Source organism: Roseovarius sp. CAU 1744, from assembly GCF_039839345.1.
Lineage (GTDB): Bacteria > Pseudomonadota > Alphaproteobacteria > Rhodobacterales > Rhodobacteraceae > Roseovarius.
Map to the genome: position 1 here is coordinate 110,587 of NZ_JBDOQV010000001.1, position 24,328 is coordinate 134,914.

Genomic DNA, 24,328 nt, shown 5'->3' on the forward strand with positions numbered 1-24,328 from the left:
GTCCTGATTCTGACGTTTACGATTGACCGTCATGCCCGTTCGGCGCTGTGACGGATTGCCTCTTCGACCTGCTCCAGACGTTCCTTGCCAAAGAACATCTCGTCCCCCACGAAAAACGTGGGGATGCCAAAGACGCCACGTTTCACGGCGGCTGACGTATTGTCAATCAACCGCTGTTTCGCGTCCGGTTCATGGGCGCGGGCCAACAGATGCGCACCATCCAGACCGGCGGCGCTCATTGCCTTGGTGAATACCTCTGGGTCGTCCATCTTGAGGCCTTGTTCCCACATCGCCACCATCCCGGCCCGGATGTATTCCTGGTGCGTGCCGTCAATCTCTGCCGCCGCCGCGCCGCGCATCAGCAGCAGCGAGTTCACGGGGAAATGCGGATTGAGCTGGAACCGGGTCAGGCCGTGCTTGCGGACAAACCGATCCATCTCGACCCGTTCATACTGCATCTTGCCTTTGACATTGGCGAAGGTCATGAACGGCGCCTGGTTGCCGGTGGTCTTGAAAATCCCGCCCAGCAGGCAGGGGATGTAGTTGAATTTCACATCTGTGCGCTCTTCGATCCCGCGAATGGCCCGATCGGCCAGATAGGCGTTGGGGCTGGCCAGATCATAGATGAAATCAATTCCGGGTGGCATGGCGGCTCCTTTCACCATTTCTCTTTCCACGGGCGCAGGTCCAGTTCGTGCGTCCAGGCGGTGCGCGGCTGGTTGTGCAGCATCACGTAGTTCTGCGCGATGTGATCGGGGTTGAGAATCTGTTCGTCCTCCCGCAGCTGATCGACGTTCGGGACATTCTCACGGATGAAAGAACTGTCGATCCTGCCGTCGATGATCGTATGGGCGACATGGATGTTCTTGGGCCCCAATTCGCGTGCCATTGATTGCGCCAGTGCGCGCAGCGCGTGTTTGGCCCCCGCGAATGCGGCGAATCCGGCACCGCCGCGTATACTTGCCGTGGCCCCGGTGAAAATGATTGTGCCCCGCTTGCGCGGCAGCATCCGGACGGCAACCTCTTGCCCCATCAGGAACCCGGCAAAGGCAGCCATTTCCCAAACCTTGCGATAGACGCGCGGGGTGGTTTCGGTGATTCCGAAATGCACATTGGCACCGATGTTGAAAACGGCCACTTCGATCGGACCGATCCCGGCCTCGATGCGTTCGACCAGCGCCTGCATCTCATCCTCGTCCCGCGCATCCGCCGGAAAGGCCTGCGCCTGATGGCCGTCGCCCCGGATCGAGCCGGCCAGCGCCTCGAGCGCGTCGGCATGGCGGGCGCGGCGCACGACACAGGCGGTCAGCCCCTCGCGCGCAAAGGCGCGGGCGATCGCAGCGCCGGTATCGTCTCCGGCTCCGATGACAAGGCAGGCACCGTTGGGATTCTTCATTTGCTCTCTCTCCGTTGGATCAGGCGACCTTGGTGATACGGCAGGGCAGGCCCCGGAAATGCGGGATGCCCTGTTCGCGGTCCAGGAATTCGGGCGCGTCGGAACAGAGCTGTGCATCGGCAAGCCCCCACGCGCTATTCAGACCGCCGGATTTGCCCACCTCTTCGGGTAGCCACCAGCCATGCGGTACGCGCACAAGGCCCTGCGGCACCGTCTGTTTCAGCGTCACTTTCATCGTGACCGCGCCGTGGGTCGTGGCGGCCTTGACCATGTCGCCCTCGTGCACGCCGTGATCCGCGGCATCCTGCGGGTGGATGAAGATCAGCGGCTCGGGCGAAAATTTCCGCAGCCCCTCGATATGGCGCTGACCGGTCTGGAAAAACGGGCTTTCGCGCACGCCGGTGAACAGGCGCAGCGGCCAGTCCTTGCCCTCGTCGGGCTCTTCGCGCCAATAGGGCAGGGGGTCGAACCCGAAATCCTTCAGCGTCTGCGAATAAAGCTCGACCTTGCCAGAAGGGGTGGCAAAGCCGGTCTGTTCGTATTTGCGGAATTGCAGCTTCTCCAGATGCACGGGATGTGCCTCGGCCATCTCGTCAAAGCTCATTCCCATCGGCGCTACGCGGTAATCCAGCAGATCCTTGAGCGTCTCCCACGGGAAATGTTCACCCAGATCGAAACGCAGCGCCAGATCGCGCCAGAACTCGTAGACATTGCGCGCCTCGCCGCGCGGCTCGACCGCCTTTTGCGAGGTGCGGAAGATGCTGCTCCAGCCCAGCCCGTCAGCAAGCGCGTCGCGCTCGGTCCAGGCATCGCCCGGAAGGATGTAGTCGGCCAGTTCGGCGGATGGTGTCATGACATGCTCCATCGAGACGATCAGATCCTGATTGATCATCGCCTTATGGATCAGCTGCATGTTGGCGTAGGACATCAGCGGGTTGTTTCCCAGAACAAAGAACGCCTTGACCGGATAGGGATCGCCATGCGCCATCGCCCGGAACAGGGCCGATGGATTGGCCATGTAGCAGCCCGTCAGCTGGTTGGCGTATTCATGCCCCCAGACCCGCTTTGCCGGTCCGTTATAGGGGGCCATGCCGCGATAGGTGAAGACAGGATGCTGATCCGCGCCCAGCTGCTTGTCCTTTTGCGCCTGCGGCAGTGCCTCGTGCATTTCCAGCACCGAGTCGTGGATGATCTTCGGATGAAATCCGTGAAGCACTTCGCCGCCCGGCACGTCCAGGTACCCGCAAAGCGCGCGCAACACCGCCTGCAGCCTGATCGCCGAGGTCGAGTTGCGCTGCTGATCGGTAATCGGCGACCAGGGAATGGCCGACGGGCCGTTGGTGGCATACATCCGTGCGGCAGCGGCGATCAGGCCCCGGTCCACGCCGGTGATCTGCTCGACCCGCTCCAGTGGGAATTCGTCCACCCGTTCGCGCAGTTCTTCAAACCCTATGGTCCAGTTGGCGACGAACTCCCTGTCATAGAGCCCTTCGTCCAGAATGACCTTGAGCCAGCCGAACATCATCGCCGCGTCGGTTCCGGCCTTCAGCGGCAGCCAGATATCTGCCATTTCCGCGTTGGGTGTCTGGCGCGGGTCGCAGACAATCAGCTTGGCACCGCGTTCCCGCGCGCGCATGATCTGGTTATAGACCGGCGTCCAGGAATGCGGGCCGGGGCTGTGGCCGAAAAGGACGATACATTCGGTCTTGGTCAGGTCCGCGTATGGGTACCAGCCATAGACCATCCGGTTTACCGCCGCCGTGTTCCCGGCACACAGCGCAACCCCCGAAATCCAGTTGGGCGAGCCGACAAGGTTCATGAAGCGCCGTGACATGCCATTGTCGGACTGGGTGTTCCAGCTGCTGGTCGATACGGCAAACGCCTCGGGGCCGTGCGTGTCGATCACGGATTTCAGGCGGCGGGCGATATCCGACATCGCATCCTCCCACGACACCTGTTTCCACTGGCCGGAGCCGCGCTGTCCCACGCGTTTCAGGGGGTGCAGTATGCGCCTGGGATGGGCGAAGCCTTCGGGCGCATGAACGCCCTTCATGCAGATATTCGCCCGCCACTTTCGGGTGTCCAGCGCTTTGACCCGCTTGATTTTCTGATCTTCGACCTCGACCTCGACATGGCAATAGATGTCGCATGACGCACATAGAGCACGCTTGCCCTGCATGGGAACTCCTCCACCCATTCACTATAAAAAATATAGTTACGAAAGCTGAAGAGTGTCAAATGCAAATGCGACAGCTTGCTCGCTACGTTGCGTCGACACCTCCGCGTTCGGACTGAAACCTGTCGGACAGGATGGATTTGGTCGTGTGGGTGGATACCGGCTCGCCGCAAACCTCACATACCAGCTTGGCGCGCATCTCGTGGCCCGTCCCCCTGTGCATGTTGATCAGGGGCAGATCCTCGTCCGAATCGGGATGGCACCAGTCATCACCCCACTGTTTCAGCATGATGAGTGCGGGCCAAAGGGCGTGTCCCTTTTCGGTCAGGGCATAGTCCTTGTCACCGGTTGCAGCCGGACGTGACAGGATCCCTTCCTCCTCCAGCTTGCGCAGGCGCAGGGTCAAAGACCGTGGCGACATCCCGGTCTGTTTTTGCATCCCGGCAAAGCGCCGGTTCCCCAGGAACAGTTCGCGCAGAATGATGAAGGTCCAGCTATCGACAATCTGCGCGCTTGCGCGCGCAATCGAGCAATGTTTGTCGGCAAGATCGCTGCGTTTCATTTGTGGACTCTGGACAAAGGTGTGGTGGTCGCTCAGTAAAATGAGCCGTTCTGGTGCATCCAAGGTAGCTTCGAGGGCGTGTTGTCGCAAGGTGCCAGCATTTTCTGGGTGGCGCCGGTGCCAGGTTTGGCCCACCTCCTCCCGGATGGTCCTGCTGCAGCCGTGACGCGTCCCGCGCTTGATGGCCGGCGGCGAGCCCCGAAGCGCATGGCCGAAACTTTTCAATGAACGCATGAGTTCTATACAAAAAACGTCCGGCATAAAAATGTAAAAGTTGACCTTACGCAGCGGATATACTAATTACTGACCGACAATAAATCACTTGAAAGGCAGTGCATTTGCTTGAGACCAAGAACAACGCCTGGGGTCAAAGCACACCTGGACTCAATTTGGCCAACCTGACGGCGTATCTTGCGTCAAAGGGGCAGTCTCTTGATCTTGAGTTCAAGCCAAAAAGGTTTTCGTCCGGCTTTGGAAATATGAACTTTCTGATTTACATGGGCGGGCAACCCCATGTGTTGCGGCGGCCTCCTCTGGGTCCGGTGCCGCCCGGTGCAAATGACATGGCGCGGGAGTATCGAATACTGAAACACCTGCATCCGGTATTTCCGCTCGCTCCTCGGGCCCATCTGTTCTGTGGTGACACCAAGGTGCTTGGCGCGCCGTTCTTCGTGATGGAATACCGGCCCGGCCTGGTGATCGAGGCTGAAATAGCGCCGGACACTAATGGCTTGTGGCAGGGAGGTGACCAGATCGGCGGACATCTGGGCCGAAGAATTATCACGGTACTGTCGGATCTGCACGCGGTCGATGTGAATGCCTGCGGGCTGGGCGACCTCGGCCGTCCGGCCGGTTTCCTTGGGCGGACCTTGCGCGGCTGGAGCAAGCGCGCGCAGTTGAGCTGGGACAAGACGCCAGGCGACCTGCGCGACTTGATCGGATGGCTGGAAACCTATCAGCCCACCGAGGCCATTTCGCCCACGCTGATTCACAATGATTTCAAACTCGACAACATCATCCTGGACCCAGAGACGCTTGAACCCCGGACCCTGATTGATTGGGATATGGGCACGCTTGGCGATCCGCTTTACGATCTGGCCGTGCTGCTCAGCTACTGGACCGAGGCGGCCGATCCAGAGGTCATGCACCAGCTGCGCCAGATGCCCACCGCACGGCATGGTTTTCCGACGCGGGAGGATGCCGCCGCGCTTTATTCGAAAGTCAGCGGGCGCGAGCTGCGTGATTTCACCTTCTTCCGGGTGCTTGCGACGTTGCGTCTGGCCGTGGTCTTTCAGCAGCTTTACCGTCGCTACGAGAGCGGCGCCACTGACGACCCGAAATTCGCCGCATTTGACGACCTCGCCTGCGGTCTGCTGCGCTTCGGCCTGCAGGTCGCCAGCGGACACCATTTCTGACAAGGACTGCAAATGATTGCCTTTGATCCAACCCCCGAACAGGATGCACTTCGCCGCCGCATCGAGACCTTTGTGATGGAGCGCATCGCGCCCTATGAAAAGGATTCGCGCAACACGCCACATGGCCCCACCGAGGAGTTGCGTATCGAGCTGAACGGGCTGGCGCGCGAGGCCGGCCTCTTTGCCCCGCACGTGCCCGAGAGATGGGGCGGCATGGGGCTTGATCACGTCAGCATGGCAATCGCATTCGAGGCTTGCGGGCTGTCCCCGCTTGGCCCCGTCGCGATGCATTGCGCGGCACCCGATGAGGGCAACATGAACCTGCTCGACAAGGTGGCGACCGAGGCCCAGAAGGACCGCTGGCTGAAGCCCCTGGCCGCCGGCGCGTTTCGGTCCTGTTTCTCGATGACAGAACCCGGGGGGGCGGGCGCCGACCCCTCCGAGCTGAAGACGACGGCCCGCTATGATGGCGACGATTTCGTCGTCAATGGGGTCAAATGGTTGATCACGGGCGCCAGGGGCGCCGGCTTCACCATTATCTTCTGCGATGTCGAGGCCACGGGTGACAAGCCCGGCGGGCCAACCATGCTGATCGCCGAGATGGACGCACCGGGCATCGCCCTTTCGCGCGAACTCGATACGCTCGACAGTTCCTTCACCAACGGCCATTGGGAAGTGACTTTCGACAATCTGCGCGTCCCGGCAGAAAACGTGCTTGGCGCGGTTGGCGAAGGTTTCCGCTATGTGCAGGTGCGGCTTGCCCCCGCGCGGCTTACCCATTGCATGCGCTGGCTTGGAGGGGCGGTGCGCGCCCATCGAATTGCGCTGGACTATGCGCGCCGGCGCGAGGCATTTGGAAAACCGGTCGGACGCCATGGCGAGATCGGCGCCATGTTGGCCGAGAACGAGGTGGAACTGCAGCAGAGCCGGCTGATGATCTGGTGGGCGTGTGCCTTGCTCGACAAGGGTGAACAAGGGCGGCACGAAAGCTCGATCGTCAAGACAGCGGTCTCCGAGGCGCTGTTCCGCATCGCCGACCGCTGTGTGCAGATTCTGGGCGGCATGGGCGTGACGGGCGATACGGTGGTCGAACAGATCTTCCGCGAAACACGCGCATTCCGCATCTATGATGGACCCTCGGAAGTGCACAGGTGGGCGATCTCGCGGCGCATCATGAAAGGCTGACTGGTTTGAGGGGAGGAGAAACCATGAATCGTTTGGAGATGACAAGCTACGAGGCCGCCCGCGAGCGCTTCGAATGGCAGGTTCCGGAGAATTTCAACTTCGGCGGTGATGTCGTGGATGCCTGGGCAGAGGACCCGGATCGCCTGGCCCTGATCTGGGTGAATGATGCCGGTGAAGAGCGCCGTTTCACCTATGCCGATATTCGCGATCTGACCAATCGTTTCGCCAACTACCTGACCGAAAAAGGGATCGGGAAGGGCGACCGCGTGCTCATCATGCTGCCGCGTATCCCCGAGTGGCAGATCGCGATGGTCGGATGCAACAAGATCGGCGCTGTCCCGATCCCCTGCGTCGCGATGCTGACCGAAAAGGACGTGACCTACCGGATGGAGAATTCCGGCGCGGCAGCGGTGGTGACCACCGCGGCGGAGGTCGGCAAGATCACAGGTGGGGCCAAGGTTCGGCTTTGCGTCGGTGACGCCCCGGGCTGGGACAGGTTCGAGGCAGCGCTGGCGCAGCAAAGTGCGGAATTCACCCCCGCACAGGTCGCCGCCGAGGATCCGGCGATCATGTTCTACACTTCAGGCTCCACCGGGCTGCCCAAAGGCGTATTGCACGCCAGCCGGGCGCTGTTTTCGTGGCGTGTGTCGGCCTGGTACTGGCTGTCGCTGGCCGAGGGTGAGGTGATGTGGTGCACGGCTGACACGGGCTGGTCCAAGGCCGGCACCTCGATTCTTTACGGTCCCTGGAGCTGCGGCGCGACGGTGCTGTTCTATGACGGCCCTTTCGACGTGGAAAAAAGGCTGGCGTTGCTCGAGCGTTACAGGGTCAACGTATTCTGCGCCGCCGCGACCGAAATCAGGCAGCTTGTGAACAGGGATATGGCCGGGTATGACCTTTCGACCCTGCGGCTCACGGTTTCGGCCGGTGAAACCGTAAATCCGGAAATCGTCCGCTCCTGGTCAGGCAAGACCGGGGCGCTGCTGTTGGACGGCTACGGCCAGACTGAAACCCTGATGACCGTGCTGAACTATCCGCAAATGAGGGTGAAACCCGGTGCGATGGGCAGGCCGCTTCCGGGCACCGAGGTTGCCGTGCTGACCGAGGACGGTCAGAAGGCCGCAACGAACACCACCGGGCAGCTGGCGATCCGCTGCCCGAATCCGCAGCTGATGCTGGGCTATTGGAACAATCCGGAGAAGACCGCCGAAAGCTATCTGACAGCAGATGGCAGCACCTGGTTCCTGACCGGCGACACCGCCAGCATGGACGAAGACGGTTATCTTTTCTTCGGCGGTCGCGATGACGACGTAATCAACTCCTCGGGCTATCGCATCGGGCCGATGGAGGTGGAAAACGCGTTGATGGAGCACAAGGCGGTGCTTGAGTGCGCGGCGGTCGCCAGCCCCGATGACACGCGCGGCGAAATCGTGAAGGCCTTCATCATTCTCAAGCCCGGGCACGACCCTGGCGAAGACCTGGCCAAGGAGTTGCAGGATTTCACCAAGGCGCTGACCGCACCGTACAAATATCCCCGCCGCGTGGCTTTCGTCGAAGACCTGCCCAAGACGCCGACCGGCAAGATCCAGCGGCGGCTGCTCAAGCAGCAGGAATTCGCGGGGCGGAAGGCATGAGCGATCCGGGCCGCATGAACGGCGAATGCCACGGGGTCTCCGAGGCGATCGTCTCGCGCCGGGCCATTCGCGCCTTCCTGCCCGATCCCGTGCCGCGTGACACGATCACACGCATCCTCGAAATCGCCGCCCGCGCCCCCAGCGGCTCGAACATTCAGCCCTGGCATCTGGACGTGGTGACGGGCGACACGAAAACCCGCTTGATCGCCGCGATCACGGCCCGTTTCGACGCGGGGGAAACCGGCCATGAGGCCTATCAGTACTATCCCTCACCATGGCGCGAACCCTACCTCGCCAGACGGCGCGCAACCGGTTGGGGGCTTTACAACGCGCTTGGTATCGAACGCCATGAGAAAGACAGAATGCGCGACCAGCACCGGCGCAATTTCCTGTTTTTCGACGCGCCGGTCGGGCTGATCTTCACCATTGATCGCGCGCTGCCCGTGGGCAGTTGGCTCGATTACGGCATGTTCCTGCAATGCCTGATGATCGCGGCGCGCGGTTTCGGGCTGGATACCTGTCCGCAACAGGCCTTCGCAGCCTATCACGACACGATCCGCGACGTGCTGGACCTGCCGGAGGAGCGCATGGTTGTCTGCGGGATGGCCTTGGGCAAGGCCAATCCGGCCGATCCGGCGAACGGGTTTCGGACCGATCGATTGCCGTTGGATCAGATCGCCCGGTTTCACGCCTGAGCCGGTCGGCATGGCGCCGCGTCAGTCGAACCCTTCGCCCTGGTTCTCTCCGATCGCCGGCGCACGGCGCAGCGGCGCATTCTCATAGGCCGAGAACTTGACCGGCTGGCGCAGGATCCGCTGCACCGTGCCATCACCGCGGGTGATCCTGTCAAAGAGTTCCCTTGCCTGGATTTGCGGATCCTCGGCAAGTTCCGCGCGCGTCAGCGCGGGCCCCCACATCTGACCGGCGGCCCCGAACAATTCTTCCCAATGGGCAAAGGGCTTCCTTTGGATGCGCTCGGCGATCCTGCCCGTCAGTTCATCACGGCGCGCCACCCGCTCAGGACGGCTCAGGCCGACACCGTCATCCAGGCCGATATCCTGGCAGAGACGGTCCCAGAAATCATCCTCGTGGGCGATGGACGTGGTCAGCCAACGGCCATCCGAGGTCTCGTAAAGACCATAGCCCGGATCGCGCTGCGGCAGTGCGGCGTCTTCCTCCGCGTCCGCCGCGATGAAAGGGGTCTGCAGCGCCAGCACCGCATCGCTCATGGCGATGTCGACATAGGTTCCCTTCCCGGTCCGTTCCCGCGCAAACAGGGCCGACAGGATACCGTTGACCGCATAGAGCCCCGACACGGAATCCCCCAGCAGCACGGCTGGCGGCGCGCCACTGACTGCGCCGCTGATCCGCTCGTCCAGCGCGCCGCCCAATCCCTGAAACGACAGGTCATGGGCCGGGCGCATCCGATAGGGGCCGGTCTGGCCGAAGCCCGAAATCGAGACATAGATCAATGTCGGGTGAAGCGATTTCAGGTCTTCATAGCTGAAACCAAGCTTCGCAAGCTTTCCCGGTCGGAACCCTTCGAGGAACACATCCGCCTTGGCAATCAATCCTCGCAATTGTGCCTTCTGATCGGGGTCAAGGAGATCGAGCGCCACTGAGCGCTTGTTGCGGTTCAGCCCTTCGTAGAACGATGGAAGGAACCGCGACGGATCGCCGTTCGGCCGCTCCACCTGAATCACGTCGGCCCCCATGTCCGACAGGTGCATGGTGCAGAACGGGCCGGGATATTGCTCGGCCATCGAGACGACTTTCAGCCCGTCCAGGGCGCCGGGTTTCCGCTCTGTCATCAGATCGCCCAGCTTTGCGCATCGTCCACCGTCAGCGCCGCGCCGTTCACGAACTGGCTACGTGGATCAACCAGGAAGAGCAGGGCGCTGTCGAGGTCTTTCGGCTCTCCCACGCGCTGGCGGGGCAGCTTGGCGAGCTCGGCCTTGCCCTGATCGGTCTTCCAGAAGGCGTCGTTGATCGAGGTGCGGATGTAGCCCGGGCAAAGCGCGTTCACGCGGATACCGTGCTGCCCCCATTCCAGCGCATGACCGGCGGTAAGGTGGCTGATCGCGGCCTTTGACATGGTGTAGAGCGACACGCCCTTGGCTACCCGCGTCGAAAGCATCGAGGAGATGTTGACGATGCAGCCCTCGCGGCCCTTGTCGATCCAGCGTTCGGCGCAGAGCTGTGACAGCCGCCAGGGCGCGCGGACGTTGACGGCCATGGTCTGCTCGAAGTCATCAAGCGTGGCCTTGTGCGCGCGGGCGGGCCTGCTGATGCCCGCGTTGTTGACGAGGATGTCGGGCGTGCCCATCTGCTCTGCGATGGCGGCAATCAGCGCGTCCGGCGCCACCGGGTCGGTGGCATCGAAGGCAAAGGCCTGTGCCTTGCCACCCGCCGCTTCGATCCGGGCCACCAGGTCATTCAGCTTGCCGGTGCTGCGCGCGGCCACCGCGACGGCGGCCCCTTCCCCGGCCAGGGTCAGGGCAAACTGGTGGCCCAGTCCCGAGGACGCCCCTGTCACGACTGCAATCTTGCCTTCAAGCATATCTCATCCCGTTTTTGCCGACATTATTGATCGAAACGATGCTATCACGCTAAATAATGTCCGACAATATGTAATGCGCCGCTCGGGCGTCCCCGCCGAATAAACGCATCTGCACCGTCGCGTTCAACAAGGACACCCGCGCGGTGAGTGCAGGGCGCAGTAAGTTCGCAGTGCCGTCTATTTCGCCGTCATGCGCAGCGCGCCATCGAGGCGAATGACCTCACCGTTGAGCATCCTGTTGGTAAAGATCGCTGCAACGAGATCGGCGAATTCCTCCGGCTGGCCCAGCCGGGGCGGAAACGGGACCTTGGCGCCCATGCTGTCCTTAACCTTCTGCGGCATCGCGGCGATCATGGGCGTTTCGAAAGCCCCCGGTGCGATGGCAACCACGCGGATTCCGCTGCGGGCAAGTTCGCGCGCAGCCGGCAAGGTCAGGCTGGCAACGCCGCCCTTGGACGCCGCGTATGCCGCCTGTCCGATCTGACCCTCATAGGCTGCAATCGAAGCGGTGTTCACGATTACGCCGCGTTCCCCGTCCGGCCCCGGTTCGGCCTCGACGATCGCCTCGGCTACAAGCCTCATGATGTTGAACGTCCCGGTCAGATTGATCGAAACGACGCGGTTGAACAGCTCCAGGTCATGCGGCCCGTCCTTGCCCAGGACGGCTTGCGCCGGGGCCACACCGGCGCAATTCACGGCCCCGTGCAGCCCGCCAAAGCGCGACTGCGCTGCGGCAACTGCCCGGGAACAATCGGCAGAAGAAGTGACATCGGCCTCCAGCAAGACAACTTTTTCACCGAAGCGTTCGGAGAATTCTGCGGCGCTTCCTGTGCCGATATCCAAACCCACGACATTTGTCCCACCTTCAGCCAGCCGCGCAGCCACTGCCGCGCCAAGCCCTGAATTCGCACCTGTAACGAGGATCGTCTTGCCGTTGATATCCATCTCTTGCTCCTGCCTTTCTCCTCTCATGTCGTAGGGCCGGCAGGCAGTGCAAACAATGACATTTGCCTTTCAAACTATGACCGAAAATGCCATATCAGACCCATGTCAGATCTCGGTTCGCCCGTCTCGTCCGTCTTCATCGACGAAGCCTATGATTGCGCGCGCCGCGCAGGTCTTGATGCTGCGCCCATCGCCGCCCGGATCGCGCCCGAGGGAGAGATGACGCTTGAGCAATATGGCCGCTTCTGGTTCGCGCTTGCGCAGGAGATGCAGGATGAGATGCTGGGCATGACGGCCCACCCGATGCGACCAGGCAGCTTTGCCCTGCTGTGTCACGCGCTTCTCAGCGCACCGACGCTGGGACACGCACTGGACCGGGCCGTTTGGGCACTTGGGTTGATGGTCGGCTCTCCTTGCGGAGCGGTGTCGGTGCGAAACGGACAGGCGCACATCACCTTCACAGAGGACGGACCCTGCGCATCCGCCTTTGCGTACCGTACCTTGCTGATCGTCCTGCTGGGGCCGATCTGTTGGCTGGCGCGGCGGCGCCTTCCACTATTGCAGGTTAGCTTCCGCTGCAGCGCGCCCGAAGGCGCCGGCGCCTACACTCAGCTGTTTGGAACCGAGGTCCGGTTCGGTGCACAGGCCACGCGGGTGGTGATCGATGCGGAGCATCTGGGCTTGCCGGTCAATCGCGGTCACGCAGCGCTGAAGCGGTATTTGAAGCAGGCCCCCGGCAACCTGCTTGTCGGATACCGCAGCACCGACGATGCGGTTGGGCAGGTCCGGGCTTTGCTTGACCGGCAGGCGCCGCAGGACTGGCCCGATTTCGACAACCTCGCGAAACGTTTCAGAATGTCTCCCAGTACCTTGCGGCGGCAACTCAAGGATCAAGGTGCCAGTTATCGAAGCCTCAAGGCCGAGCTGCGGGCATCCCGCGCGAAACGGTTGCTGGCGGATAGTGACATGTCGGTCGCGGATGTATCCAGCGTCATGGGCTATGCCGAGCCCAGCGCCTTTTTCCGCGCGTTCCGCGACTGGACAGGTACTTCGCCCGCGCAGTATCGCGCCCAACAACGCGCCTAAGTATTACGTCGGACAAAACATTGAGAATGGCACAAATGACCTCGCATTAATGTCGGTCAGGATATAGGATGTGCCCCAATCGACCGTCATGAAAGTTCCACCATGAGACTAAACCTCGACCCCGCTGATGATCTTCCGGTATTTCGCCAGCTCGCACGGGCCTTGCAGCAGAAGATACTGTCGGGAGAGTTGCAGCCGGGCGCGCGGATGCCGGCGGAAACCGCGCTTGCCAGCGAAAATGGCATCCACCGGTCGACCGTCCGCGAAGCGATCCGGTCACTCGAACAGCAAGGGTTGCTTTATCGCGAGGAAGGCAAGCGCAAGCTTTTCGTCTCGCGGCCCAATACCGAGGAGCTTTCACGCCGGTTGGTCACGCCGATGGTAATGAACGGCGTGACCTTCGAAGAAATCTGGGAAGCGATCCGCGCGCTTGATCCGGTCGCGGCCGAGGGGGCGGCACAGAGGCGCACGCTGGAGAATATTCGCGCGCTCGAAGAAAACATCTCGCGCACGAAGGCGGCGATGGAAGACCCCGACGAACTGGTGAAGCTCGACATTGAATTTCACGAGCTGATCGCGCTGGCCGCAAACAACCGGGTGATCCAGTCGCTACGCCTGCCGATCAGCGATCTGTTCTACCCGCCCTTCCAGACGGTGATGAACAGCCTGAATGCCAGCGAACGCCTGCTGACCGCTCATGAGAAAATTCTGCAGGCGATCAAGTGGGGTGATGCCGCCGAAGCCAAGGAATGGATGATCAAACATCTCAACGATTTCCGCAAAGGCTATGAACTGGCGCGCCTCGACATCACCGGCCCTGCCGAGTTTCCCGTCACGCAGGACAATTGAGGGTGATCTGGCCGCGCGCCAGAGGATAGCGTCAAGCATCGTGTGCGACGATGCGGAATGCTATTGGTGGCGCCCGGTCTGCTACCTGTTCCGTGGCTTGCGTCCAACGGCGTGCCAATGGGCAATGCCCCCTTGAAGCGCCACGCACAAAACAGGCCGTGCCATGCTCTACCACGGCTTACACTCAAGTGTGTTTTGGGTGCGCCGGGTTCTGCAACGCGCCCTGATGCATGGGCGCGCTGCGTGATGGGTTTAGCGGTCGACGGTGATCACGTCGCCGAACAAAACCCAGTTCTTGCCATCGAATTCCATCAGCGACATTGCCTCGATCGGTGCGAAATCATCATCGGCCGTATTGACCGTGATCCCGGGCAGAAGCATCGGCGCCTCGAAGGCTTCGAGGTTGGAGGCGATCTGCATCAGGTTTTCCCGCGTCAGCTCATCGCCGGCCTGCGTCAGCACGTGCTCGATCGTATAGGCGGCGGAATAGCACGACCAGTCCCACCAGTTGCCCTCGGAGGCCTTGGGGAAATATTCCGTTTTGAATTCCTTCCACGCCTTCACGTCCGCATCTTCGGCATAGGCCGGGTTCGATGGCTCCTTCAGATATTGCGTCGAAATGATGCCAGTGGCGTAATCAAGGCCTGCCGGCTCCAGCACCGCCGCCTTGGCATTCGATATGGACACCAGGAATTGCGTCGGGTTCCAGCCGATCTCACCGGCGCGCCGAACCGCCTGTGCGGCAAATTTCGGCGATGCCACATTCAGGAACACATCCGCACCGCTTTCTTTCAGTGTCGACATCTGGCTGTCGACCGTCGCCGCAGTGGTGTCGTAGCTCACTGCCGAGACGACCATACTGTCGTCCCCCAGTTGTTCTATGAACGGCTCCATGTAGTCACGACCGAAGTCGTCGTTCTGGTAAAGGATGCCGATCTTCGCGCCGGGCATGTTCTCCTTGATATACTTGGCGTAAATCCGGCCTTCCGCGGCGTAGCTGGGGATATAGGGCATGGTCCAGGGAAAGCTTTCGGGGTCGTCCCATTTGGACGCACCTGTGGTCAGGAAAAGGTGCGGCACCTTGCGCTGGTTCATGTAGCGCTGGATCGCAGAGTTGGTCGGCGTGCCAATATTGCCGGCAATAAAGAGCACGCCTTCGCGTTCCACCAGACGGCGCGCCTGTTCCAGCGTCTTGGCGGGATTGTAACCATCATCCTGCACCGACACGCTGATCTTGCGGCCGTTGATGCCGCCCTTGTCGTTGACCATCTGGAAATAGGACGCGATGCAAGGACCGGTCGAACCATAAGCAGATGCCGGGCCGCTCAGCGGCACGATGACGCCGAATTTGATCTCGTCGTCCGTGGCGCCCGTATCGTAGTTCGACGCCAGCGCCCCGGTTGCGAGCGCAAGGCTCAGTGTAAGGGCAGTCGTGGTTTTCAGCATTGTCGGTTCCTCCCTGAGTGCTGTTATCTTTCGGTCGCGTGAGTGGTGATTTTGTCCCTGATCCAAGCCAGCATCCCGGCCAGTCCGCGCGGCTGGATGCCCACGATCGCGATGATGACACCGCCGTAGATTGCCCAGTTGCCCCCCTGCCAGATCTCCTCGGTTACGTTCGGGACCATGACGATGAAGACCGCACCCAGAAGCGGGCCGACAAGGGGCGAGCACAGTCCGCCGACAACGACCGCGGTAAAGAGCGAGATCGACAGGAAGAAGGGGAAGCTGTCGGGCGCGACGAACTGCACCGCTACCGCCTGCAGCGCGCCGCCGACGGAGCAGGCCAGCACCGAGAAGACAAAAGCGCGGGTCTTGGCACGGGTCACGTCGAACCCCATGGCACGTGCGGCGATCGGGTTGTCACGTGTGGCAATCCAGGCCTTGCCGTTCAGCCCCCGCACGAGGCGCAGGGTGAGAAAGGCAAAGAGCAGGAAATATGCCACCACGGCAACATAGATCGACTGGTCCAGATCCAGGCCGGCCCAATCGGGCGCGGGATTGATCAGCAGGAAAAGCCCCTGAACGCCGCCGGTCCATTCGGAAAACAGGTCCGAGCGCAGCACAGTAGGCGTGGCAATTGCCAGCCCGAAAGTGGCCAAAGCCAGGTAGACACCCTCAAGCCGCAGCGCCGGCTTGCCGATCAACCAGCCCGCGCCCATGCCGGCGACACCGGCGATGATCGGGGTCAGCGCGAAGGGAACGGTGAAACGGTCGATGCAGATCGCGGCGGTATAGGCTCCGATGGCGAAGAAGGCGCCATGACCGAGCGATATCTGACCGTTATAGCCCATCAGCACATTGAGGCCCATCGCGGCAATGGCGTAGGCCAGGATGGAGGACGCGAGGTAAAGCTCATAGCCCTCCAGCACGCCGGTCCCGGCAATCAATGCCAGCGTCGCAGCGACATAGCTCAGCCGGGTCCAAGAGAAGGGCGGCCTGCGGCGCGTGGGGGCCGTGATTTGTGTCATATCGGTGCTCTGCAGCGTCATCTCATACCCTCCGGGTTACGAGTTCGCCGAAAAGCCCGGCAGGTTTTACCAAGAGCACCGACAAGATCAGCAGGAGCGCGATCATTTCCCGAAATTCGATGCCGTAGGGCACATAGGCGGAAATCATCGCCTCCAGCACCCCGACCATCACGCCGCCCAGCGCCGCGCCAAAAGGGCTGGTGATACCGCCCAGAAGCGCGCCCGCCAGCGCAAAGATCAGCGGCGCCAGACCCATGCCGGGATCGAGGAAGGTCACCGGCGCGATCAACACGCCGGCCACCGCCCCGATGCCGGCGGCCAGCCCCCAGCCAAGCGCCAGCATGAACGACACGTTGATACCCGTCAGGCGGCTGCTTTCGCGATTGTCCGCCGTCGCCCTGAGCGCAAGGCCGAGCCGGGTGTAGCGAAAGAAAAACCAGACAGCCGTCAGCACCGCGCCGGTGGCGATGAGCGAACCCAGCGTGTGTGCCCGGATCGAGAGATCGGCCATCAGGCTGATCGAGCCATCGGAAAAGGCGCTGGGAAAGGGTTTGACCTCGTAATTCCAGATTGCGCCCGCAAGGCTGTGAACGCCGAGAAACAGCCCCACGAAGACTGCCACGATCACCAGGTCGTCTGCGTCGGCAAAGGGGCGCACCACGATGCGTTCGATCACGATGCCACCGGCAAAAGAGACCGCCACTGTCAGCAGGATCGCGGGCCAGATCGGCACGCCCATCTGCACCAGCGTCCAGGCAATGAAGGTCGAGAACACCGCCATTTCGCCCTGAGCGAGGTTCACGTGACCGGTGGATTTGTAGATCATCACCAGCGCCATCGCCATGATCGCATAGATGCCGCCCGATGACAGGCCGATGATCAATTGTTCAAGAAAGAAGGTCATGCCGCTGTCCCCTCTGCGGTTACATCGCCCAGATACGCCCGCGCGATCTCCTGGTTTCGGGACAGTTCCTCAGCGCTGCCGCGGGCCACGAGGTTGCCCACTTCAAGCAGCGCCGCGTTCGAGGCCAGCTTCAGCGCAAGGTTGGAATTCTGCTCGACCAGCAACATCGAGACGCCCGCGTCCCTGGCGATCTGACCAAGGATTTCGAAAAGCTGTTTCACGATCACCGGCGCCAGCCCGATCGAAGGCTCATCAAGCAGGATCAGCCGCGGTTCGGACATCAGCGCCCGGCCGATTGCCAGCATTTGCTGTTCCCCGCCCGAAAGCGTACCGGCATGTTGCCCGGTCCGTTCCTTCAATCTGGGGAAGTAGCCAAACACCTGGTCGAGCGTGCGCTGGAAATTGCGCCGCTTTTTCGCGGTAAAGGCACCCAGACGCAGGTTGTCGATTACCGTGAGGCCGGTGAATGTCCCGCGCCCGTCCGGGACATGCGCGACACCCATGCGGGCGATTGCCTCGGGGGTCTTGCCGGTGATGCTTTCCCCGAAAAGGCGCACGTCGCCGCGGGTCTCGATCATGCCGCAAATGGCGCGCAGCGTGGTGGTCTTGCCCGCGCCATTGGCACCCAGAAGGGCCGTGACGCCCCCCGCCGGAACCGTCAGGTCGATGCCGTGCAGGATGGCGCCGTGGCCGTAGGAGGCGGTGACATTCTGCAGCTCAAGTGCATGGGTCATGCCGCCTCCTCCCCGAGATAGGCGCGAAGCACCTGGGGGTGCGCCCGCACCTCATGCGGCAGCCCGTCGGCGATCTTCTGGCCGAAATCCATCGCGACGACACGGTCCGAGACCTTCATCACCAGGTTCAGGTGATGCTCGACCAGCAGCACGGCGACGTTGAACGTGTCGCGCACCTGCCGGATCAGATCTTCCAGATGCGCCACCTCCTCGCGGTTCAGCCCGCCTGCCGGTTCATCAAGCATCAGCAGGCTTGGGTCAGCCGCCAAAGCGCGGGCAAACTCGATGCGCTTGCGCACGGCGAAATTCTGATCGGCGATCGTGTGGTCTGCGATGTCGGCCAGTTCGAGCAGTGAAAGCAGGTGCATGATCCTGTCGCGGGTCACGGCTCGTTCACGCCGCACCCTGGGGCCGCCAAGGATATCCGCCGACAGGGCGCCGTTCATCGCGAACTGCGCGCCGGTGAGAACATTGTCGAAGACGGTCATCGATTCGAACAGCGCAATGTTCTGAAAGGTGCGGCCGATGCCCCGGCTTGCCATGTCTTCGGCACCGAGCGGCGTCACGCTTGTGCCCTTCACCAGAATATCGCCGGAACTTTGCCGATAGAGGCGGCTGAGGCAGTTGAACAGCGTCGTTTTGCCCGCGCCATTGGGGCCGATCAGGCCGACAATTTCCCGCTCATGAATTTCCAATGAGATTTCATTGAGCGCGATTACGCCGCCGAACGAAATGCAGAGGTCGCGCACCTCTAGCAGCGGAATGCGTTGCTTGCTCACAGATTGTCCTCCCTATCGGTACAGGATTCCTGCCCGACCCTTAATTATGTCGGACACTATTGATGATGTGAACAAATGTCAACAAATCTGATTTTGGTGTCCGTCGTTAAATGTCGACTTAGATCATGTGGAGGGGGAAAATACCGGTGTCTGTCCGTCACTGAAGAAATACTGCCGCTCGTACCAAAGGTGAACATTTTCAAGGCGTGAAAGGCGTCACTGACCTCTCACGGTCCGGCATCAAACTCAGGTGGCGGAATTCGCGATCGGTGGGCTCAAGAACTTCGTAGCTGTCTGTTGTGGTCGTGGCGATGGTGCTCAGGATTTCATCGTCCTGGAGGCGCATCTCCTCCCATTTTTCCGTCACGCACTGCATCTTCGCGGACCTGACCAACCGTGCCCATTCGGTGTCGGCGTCCGAACGCCGCGACAGCAGGACATAGGTGATCATCATCAAACCCTTCATGTGATAGACGTGTGGGAATTGATCCTTGAACAATGTTTGCCACGCACCCGGTGACGTGAATGCCCCGCCGATTTCACCAGATTCGACAAGTGTCAAAGCGGTAGAAATGGGCGCCAGGATGGGTTTTGCCCCAAGTGCTGAGATGACGCGCTGGTACACGCCCGGCCCCGGCACCCTGAGAGCCAATCCGGCAAACCGCGCACCAGCCGGATCGATCGCGCGATCCGTGCAGATGATCTGATCCGCTCCGCGCATCACGGAGCAGATCCGAAAGTCGGTATCTTCCAGCAGCGCATTGACTTCGGACAGGTACCGGCTGCGTTGCTCTGTGGTGCGCATCGTTTCGTCCGAAAGGGTGAAGGGGGCGTGGAACGCCGCAAGGTTCGGCGCGATCCCTTCGAGATGGCAGAAGTTGATCCAGCCGAAGTCCAGCGTTCCGGATCGTACCGCGCCGATCGTGTCGGCCCCCGGATATATCCGGTTGTCTGGATTCATCACGACCGGGGCTGATTTGCGGCTTAGGGCCACAGCGGAATGCAAGAATTTTGCCCGGGGATGATTGGAAGGAAAGTCGTAACCGACCTTTACTGCCGTTTTCGATGACGCCACGGATTTACCTCCGCTTCGCTGGTTGCTTTCCCGGGAATGCTCTTGACACATATTCTTTGGCCTGTCCATAGTGTCGGACAATATAAGACATCTTTGACTGTTTCGGCGCACCAATGCCGGGCATAGTTTTCTTGGGAGGAGAAACTGGATGAATCTGGAAAGCTTGTTGGACATTGCCAAATCGGCTCGGGCTCTTTGCGTTGGCGCGATGCTCTTGGGCTGGGCCGGTGTCGCGAACGCGGAGACCACGCTCCGCATCACGATGCAGACACCGCTGAAAAGCAACTTCGGTCAGAACCTGCTGGTCTTTCAGGAAGAGCTTGAAAAGACGTCCGACATTACGGTGGAGATCTACGATTCCGCGCAGCTCTTCCGCGACAAGGAGGTGCCGGAAGCCATCGGAGGAGGCGCGTTGGAGATGGGTCTGGCCTCGCTGGCCACCTACGCGGGCGAGATTCCCGCCGTTGATGTCTTTTACATGCCTTTCCTGCTGGCGACCGAAGAAAAACAGGCAGCCGCGGTCAGCCCGGAAGGAGAAGTTCGGCGCCTTCTGGACGCGGCCATTCTGGAAACCGGATCACGCGTGCTCTGGTGGCAGACGAACGGGCCGGTGGCGCTGTTGTCGAACGGTGCGCCGATGGCGCGTCCCAGCGACATCGAAGACAGCAAGGTGCGGGTGTTCAGCAATACCCTCGGGAAATGGATCGCGCAGGTTGGCGGTGTGCCGACGGTCATTTCCGGGTCCGAGCAGTTCCTGGCATATCAGCGCGGCACAGTTGATGTGGGCATGACGGGTATCGGGTCTCTTCGGTCGCGATCGCTTTGGGAGGTGATGGACCACGTTACCCTGACGAACCATGCGAATGTCGAATTCGTCGTCGTTATCAACGAAGACTTCTGGCAAAGCCTGACGGATGAGGAGCGCGCGCAGATTTCCAGCGCCGCGCGCGTGGCGGAGAAGGAAATGCGCACTTCAGCTGCCAAGCTACACGGCGAAATACTTGCCGAGGCGGAAACCCATGGCATGACCGTCTATCGCCCCACCGAAGAGGATCTTGCGGCCTGGAGCGATGCGTCGAGCCCCGTCATCTCGGATTGGGCATCACGTGTGGGCCGTTTGGGCGAACAGGTACTCAAAGCAGCGCAGGCGCTTGATTGAAACCTGGCCCGGGTGGCGGCCAAGCCATCGCCCGGACCGACATTCGATGGAGGGGCGCCGCAATGGTCACCAAGCTGGACAGTTGGGTCGCAGGCATCGCGATGTGGGCGTTCTTTGCACTGGGGGTCATCCTGGTATTCGAAGTCGTGGCCCGCTACTTCTTCAACGCGCCGACAATTTGGGTTGAGGAAGTGGCGCGGCTTCTGTTCGTGTGGTCGGTCTTCGGGGGCGCGGCGTTCCTGTTCCAGGATGGTGCCCACATCTCGGTTACGATCGTAACCGACAATCTGGGCCGCCCGGCGCAAAGGTTTTTCTACCTGATTTCGCTGCTGTTCGTGGCGGTCTGTGCCGGCGTGACGCTATACGCATCGGCGCCGATTCTGGTGTCGTCGCTGTCAAGCGGCAAGACCACCGGCAGCATGTTGGACCTGCCCGCCTGGCCCTTTGACTTGGCGTTGCCGGTCGCGATGTTGCTTGTCGTCGTCCGGACGGTGGCCGAATTCGTGAAATGCCTTGGTGGCGGCGGCTTGCCGCAACACTCGGAACCTCAGGAACACTGATATGGCCACTTTCTCGATCGTTGCAGGCCTGTTGGTCTTGCTGATGTGCGGAATTCCAGTTGCCTTTGCCCTCCTGGGATTTGGCCTGGTGCTGCTTGTCCTAGGAGGTTTCTCGATAACCCTCGCCCCTCTCGGGCTCTTTTCCTCAATGGATTCCTTCGTTCTTCTGGCGGTACCTTTGTTCCTGCTGATGTCGAACATCCTGCTGGAGGGACGCGTTGGCCAGGATCTGTTTGCAGCCGTGCAGGCGTGGGTGGGGCACTGGCCCGGCGGGCTTGCCGTTGCGACGGTAATCAGCTGCGCAATCTTCGCCGCGATCTCGGGATCGTCGGTGGCCACCGCCGCGACTGTCGGCACCGTTGCCATCCCGGAGATGACCGCACGGGGTTATCCACGAAGGTTCGTTCTGGGGCTGTTGGCCGCGGGTGGCACCCTGGGAATACTCATACCGCCGTCGATCGTTCTGATCATCTACGGAGTCATCACCGAGAGTTCGGTTCTCAAACTGTTCACGGCCGGGTTGGGGCCGGGATTGTTGCTTGTGGGGCTCTTCATCCTGTACTCCGTGATCTACGCCCTGCGATCCAGGGAATATGCGCCTTCCGCGCCCGCCAGTTGGCAGGTGCGACAATCGACGGCCCTGCGTGCCGGCCCGACCGCCGCCCTTGCCCTGTTTGTGCTGGCCGGGATCTATTGCGGCTGGTTCACCCCCACCGAAGCGGCGGCAATTGGCTTTGCCGGCGCGATATTCGTCACCACTGTCGTCCTGCGCAGCATATCGTGGAGCGGGTTCAGGGCGGCCGTCTACCGGGCGATGGTCAGTTCGGTTTCCATCTTGCTGATCGTGGCGGGGGCCAAGGTTTTCGGCAAAGCGATCGCGCTGTGGCGGGTGCCACAGAACATCAGCGAACTGATCTCTGCAAATGTGCACGAACCACTTGCCTTCATTCTGATCGTTGCCCTGGTCTTGCTGGTGATCGGATTGTTCCTCGAGGCGCTTTCTATGATGTTGATCATGGTGCCGGTTCTTGCCGGGTCTCTTGCGGTTCTGGGTATCGACGTCATCTGGTTTGGCATCTTCTTCGTCATCATGATCGAATGTGCGCTCATCACACCGCCGGTGGGACTCAACCTGTTTGTGATTCAATCCGTCGGAAAGGCATCCATGCGTGACGTCGCCATGGGCGTGCTGCCCTTTCTGTTGATAATGCTCTTTTCGGTCTTGCTGATCACTTTGTTCGACCAGATCGTCCTTTATCCGTTGACCCTGTTGTGAACAACGGAACGCTGGTTCGTCAAAACCTGAATGAGGAATGCGCCTGCCATCGCGGGCGGAGATGGCTGGCATCTTGAATCAACGCTGCGCATTCACGCCGGCTCTGTGTTTCTTCTGTCCCGTTCCCTTGGGCCAATTACGGCCCTCAAGGGCAACATCGGAGGAGAAACATGACCAAACTTAACACCGTTTATACCGCGGCGGCGGTCCTGATCGGATCTGCGCTGGCCGCACCGGCATACGCCACGGAATGTATCGCGCCATCAAATCCGGGCGGCGGTTGGGATTTCACCTGCCGTTCGGTCGGCAAGATCCTTACCGAGCTCGGAGAAGTTGACGGCAACGTACAAGTCACCAACATGCCCGGCGGCGTCGGTGCTGTCGGGTTTGCGCATGTTGCCGCGGACCGCTCGGATGACGCCGACCTCATCATCGCCACGTCCACGGTCGCCGTGACCCAAATCGCGCAAAGTAAATACCCCGGCGGGCTTGAAGACGCGCGCTTTCTTGCCATGCTCGGCGCAGATGTCGGCGTCATTGCAGTCGACGCCGACAGCCCCTACCGGACGCTTGGCGATCTGACCGCTGCGATGCAACAGACACCGGATCAGGTCATCGGCGCCGGCGATGGTGCAGGCAGCTGGGACCACATCCGCTATCTCCTGGTTGCAAAGGAAAGCGGGGTCGAAAACATCACCGGTCTGCGCTGGGTTCAGTTCGATGGCGGAACCGAAGCGATCACCCAGATGATGGGCGGGCAGATCACCGTTGTTTCGACCGACCTCGGTGAGGCATCCGGTTTTGCGGAATCCGGAGACATCCGGTTGCTTGCCGTGCTGTCGGATGAACCGGTTCCGGCCTTTCCTGACATTCCGACAGCCGTATCGCAGGGCGTCGATGTCACAGGCTACAACTGGCGCGGATTCTATACCGGTAAGAATGTGTCCGACGCCGACCACGATGCCTGGGTGGCACGACTTGAAACCGTATACAACTCCGACCAATGGAAACAGGCAGCGACCAATGCCGGTCTGATCCCGAACTGGATCGCTGGCGCGGATTTCCAGGCCTATCTGGCCGACCAGGAAGCGGAGATCGCGGAGATATCCCGCGCAATCGGCATCATAAAATGATCGGCCGTATCTTCGGGGTCGCGGTCTTTGTGATTGCGGCCCTATACCTCAAATCGGCCCTTGCCTACGAGGCCTCTTTTGGCGATCCCCTGGGGCCGCGGGCCTTCCCGCTTATGCTGGCGATACCCGCTCTGCTTGGTTCGGCATCTCTGGTTGTCTATCCGGGTACGTCCGAGGCCTTCGCCGCCAAAGACCGCATGTGGGTTCAGTCGGGCGCCGTCATCTGCCTCTTTGCCTTCGTCTTCTTGCTGGAGCGGCTGGGCTTTCTGATCTCGACGGCCGGGATGGTCATTCTGTTGGCGCTGCTTATGCAGGCCCGGCCGTTTGCGGCATGTGCAACTGGTGTGGTCGCATCCCCGGCGCTCTGGCTGCTGTTCGACAAAGTGCTGGACCTGCCATTGCCGATGGTCGGCGATTGGATCGGGTAGAATC

General features: G+C 61.2%; 24 protein-coding genes. 11 read left to right on the plus strand and 13 right to left on the minus strand.

The window, feature by feature from the left end; translation table 11 throughout:
• Positions 1–29: 29 nt before the first annotated feature.
• The 4 genes from AAFO92_RS00565 to AAFO92_RS00580 form a co-directional block, all read right to left on the minus strand.
• Positions 30–647: a 2-hydroxychromene-2-carboxylate isomerase gene (locus tag AAFO92_RS00565; protein WP_347532483.1), complete on the minus strand. Its 618-nt coding sequence runs from the start codon at positions 645–647 to the stop codon at positions 30–32.
• An 11-nt stretch (positions 648–658) separates the two neighbouring features.
• Positions 659–1,396, minus strand: a complete 738-nt coding sequence (locus AAFO92_RS00570) for an SDR family oxidoreductase (protein ID WP_347532484.1) — start codon at positions 1,394–1,396, stop codon at positions 659–661.
• A 19-nt stretch (positions 1,397–1,415) separates the two neighbouring features.
• Positions 1,416–3,575, minus strand: a complete 2,160-nt coding sequence (locus AAFO92_RS00575; protein ID WP_347532485.1) for a molybdopterin-dependent oxidoreductase — start codon at positions 3,573–3,575, stop codon at positions 1,416–1,418.
• 82 nt (positions 3,576–3,657) lie between these two features.
• The gene (locus AAFO92_RS00580) at positions 3,658–4,134 is read right to left on the minus strand and encodes a helix-turn-helix domain-containing protein (protein WP_347532486.1); all 477 of its coding nucleotides are present in this window, start codon (positions 4,132–4,134) and stop codon (positions 3,658–3,660) included.
• 332 nt (positions 4,135–4,466) lie between these two features.
• Between AAFO92_RS00580 and AAFO92_RS00585 the strand changes: the two genes are divergently transcribed.
• From AAFO92_RS00585 to AAFO92_RS00600, 4 genes are read left to right on the plus strand one after another with little or no spacing between them, the layout of a single operon-like run.
• Complete coding sequence (locus AAFO92_RS00585) at positions 4,467–5,549, plus strand: phosphotransferase family protein (RefSeq protein ID WP_347532487.1); 1,083 nt, start codon at positions 4,467–4,469, stop codon at positions 5,547–5,549.
• A gap of 12 nt (positions 5,550–5,561) precedes the next feature.
• A complete protein-coding gene (locus AAFO92_RS00590) occupies positions 5,562–6,734 on the plus strand; it encodes an acyl-CoA dehydrogenase family protein (RefSeq protein ID WP_347532488.1) in 1,173 nt (390 codons plus the stop codon).
• Positions 6,735–6,757: 23 nt separating this feature from the next.
• A complete protein-coding gene (locus AAFO92_RS00595; protein WP_347532489.1) occupies positions 6,758–8,368 on the plus strand; it encodes an AMP-binding protein in 1,611 nt (536 codons plus the stop codon).
• Complete coding sequence (locus AAFO92_RS00600; RefSeq protein WP_347532490.1) at positions 8,365–9,063, plus strand: nitroreductase; 699 nt, start codon at positions 8,365–8,367, stop codon at positions 9,061–9,063. The genes AAFO92_RS00595 and AAFO92_RS00600 overlap by 4 nt, the downstream gene beginning before the upstream one ends.
• Positions 9,064–9,084: 21 nt before the next feature.
• Here the strand turns inward: AAFO92_RS00600 and AAFO92_RS00605 are convergent, their stop codons facing one another.
• The 3 genes from AAFO92_RS00605 to AAFO92_RS00615 form a co-directional block, all read right to left on the minus strand.
• Positions 9,085–10,179 carry a CaiB/BaiF CoA-transferase family protein gene (locus AAFO92_RS00605; protein ID WP_347532491.1) on the minus strand — a complete coding sequence of 365 codons (1,095 nt, stop codon included), beginning with the start codon at positions 10,177–10,179 and terminating at the stop codon, positions 9,085–9,087.
• On the minus strand, positions 10,179–10,928 hold the full coding sequence (locus tag AAFO92_RS00610) for an SDR family oxidoreductase (protein WP_347532492.1): 750 nt from the start codon (positions 10,926–10,928) through the stop codon (positions 10,179–10,181). The genes AAFO92_RS00605 and AAFO92_RS00610 overlap by 1 nt, the downstream gene beginning before the upstream one ends.
• Positions 10,929–11,105: 177 nt before the next feature.
• Positions 11,106–11,873, minus strand: coding sequence for an SDR family NAD(P)-dependent oxidoreductase (locus AAFO92_RS00615; RefSeq protein ID WP_347532493.1), 768 nt, complete (start codon positions 11,871–11,873; stop codon positions 11,106–11,108).
• Positions 11,874–11,975: 102 nt separating this feature from the next.
• Here AAFO92_RS00615 and AAFO92_RS00620 point away from each other — a divergent pair, with 102 nt between their 5' ends.
• The gene (locus tag AAFO92_RS00620; RefSeq protein WP_347532494.1) at positions 11,976–12,959 is read left to right on the plus strand and encodes an AraC family transcriptional regulator; all 984 of its coding nucleotides are present in this window, start codon (positions 11,976–11,978) and stop codon (positions 12,957–12,959) included.
• Positions 12,960–13,061: 102 nt separating this feature from the next.
• Complete coding sequence (locus tag AAFO92_RS00625; protein ID WP_347532495.1) at positions 13,062–13,808, plus strand: FCD domain-containing protein; 747 nt, start codon at positions 13,062–13,064, stop codon at positions 13,806–13,808.
• Positions 13,809–14,060: 252 nt separating this feature from the next.
• On the opposite strand, the gene AAFO92_RS00630 is transcribed toward AAFO92_RS00625, so the two are convergent.
• From AAFO92_RS00630 to AAFO92_RS00655, 6 genes are all read right to left on the minus strand, one after another.
• The gene (locus AAFO92_RS00630; protein WP_347532496.1) at positions 14,061–15,254 is read right to left on the minus strand and encodes an ABC transporter substrate-binding protein; all 1,194 of its coding nucleotides are present in this window, start codon (positions 15,252–15,254) and stop codon (positions 14,061–14,063) included.
• A gap of 23 nt (positions 15,255–15,277) precedes the next feature.
• Positions 15,278–16,297 (minus strand): branched-chain amino acid ABC transporter permease, encoded by a 1,020-nt coding sequence (locus AAFO92_RS00635; RefSeq protein WP_347532497.1) that lies wholly within the window; start codon positions 16,295–16,297, stop codon positions 15,278–15,280.
• 1 nt (position 16,298) lies between these two features.
• Positions 16,299–17,180: a branched-chain amino acid ABC transporter permease gene (locus AAFO92_RS00640; RefSeq protein ID WP_347532498.1), complete on the minus strand. Its 882-nt coding sequence runs from the start codon at positions 17,178–17,180 to the stop codon at positions 16,299–16,301.
• Positions 17,177–17,914, minus strand: a complete 738-nt coding sequence (locus tag AAFO92_RS00645; RefSeq protein ID WP_347532499.1) for an ABC transporter ATP-binding protein — start codon at positions 17,912–17,914, stop codon at positions 17,177–17,179. Before AAFO92_RS00645 ends, AAFO92_RS00640 begins: the two co-directional genes overlap by 4 nt.
• The gene (locus tag AAFO92_RS00650; RefSeq protein ID WP_347532500.1) at positions 17,911–18,693 is read right to left on the minus strand and encodes an ABC transporter ATP-binding protein; all 783 of its coding nucleotides are present in this window, start codon (positions 18,691–18,693) and stop codon (positions 17,911–17,913) included. Before AAFO92_RS00650 ends, AAFO92_RS00645 begins: the two co-directional genes overlap by 4 nt.
• Positions 18,694–18,892: 199 nt before the next feature.
• On the minus strand, positions 18,893–19,768 hold the full coding sequence (locus tag AAFO92_RS00655; protein ID WP_347532501.1) for a hypothetical protein: 876 nt from the start codon (positions 19,766–19,768) through the stop codon (positions 18,893–18,895).
• A 148-nt stretch (positions 19,769–19,916) separates the two neighbouring features.
• On the opposite strand from AAFO92_RS00655, the gene dctP reads away from it, so the two are divergent.
• From dctP to AAFO92_RS00680, 5 genes are all read left to right on the plus strand, one after another.
• Complete coding sequence (gene dctP / locus AAFO92_RS00660; protein ID WP_347532502.1) at positions 19,917–20,927, plus strand: TRAP transporter substrate-binding protein DctP; 1,011 nt, start codon at positions 19,917–19,919, stop codon at positions 20,925–20,927.
• Positions 20,928–20,989: 62 nt separating this feature from the next.
• Complete coding sequence (locus AAFO92_RS00665) at positions 20,990–21,487, plus strand: TRAP transporter small permease (protein ID WP_347532503.1); 498 nt, start codon at positions 20,990–20,992, stop codon at positions 21,485–21,487.
• Position 21,488: 1 nt separating this feature from the next.
• Positions 21,489–22,763 carry a TRAP transporter large permease gene (locus AAFO92_RS00670; protein ID WP_347532504.1) on the plus strand — a complete coding sequence of 425 codons (1,275 nt, stop codon included), beginning with the start codon at positions 21,489–21,491 and terminating at the stop codon, positions 22,761–22,763.
• Between the two features lie 170 nt (positions 22,764–22,933).
• Positions 22,934–23,896, plus strand: coding sequence for a tripartite tricarboxylate transporter substrate-binding protein (locus AAFO92_RS00675; protein ID WP_347532505.1), 963 nt, complete (start codon positions 22,934–22,936; stop codon positions 23,894–23,896).
• A complete protein-coding gene (locus AAFO92_RS00680) occupies positions 23,893–24,324 on the plus strand; it encodes a tripartite tricarboxylate transporter TctB family protein (protein ID WP_347532506.1) in 432 nt (143 codons plus the stop codon). The genes AAFO92_RS00675 and AAFO92_RS00680 overlap by 4 nt, the downstream gene beginning before the upstream one ends.
• Positions 24,325–24,328: the final 4 nt, after the last annotated feature.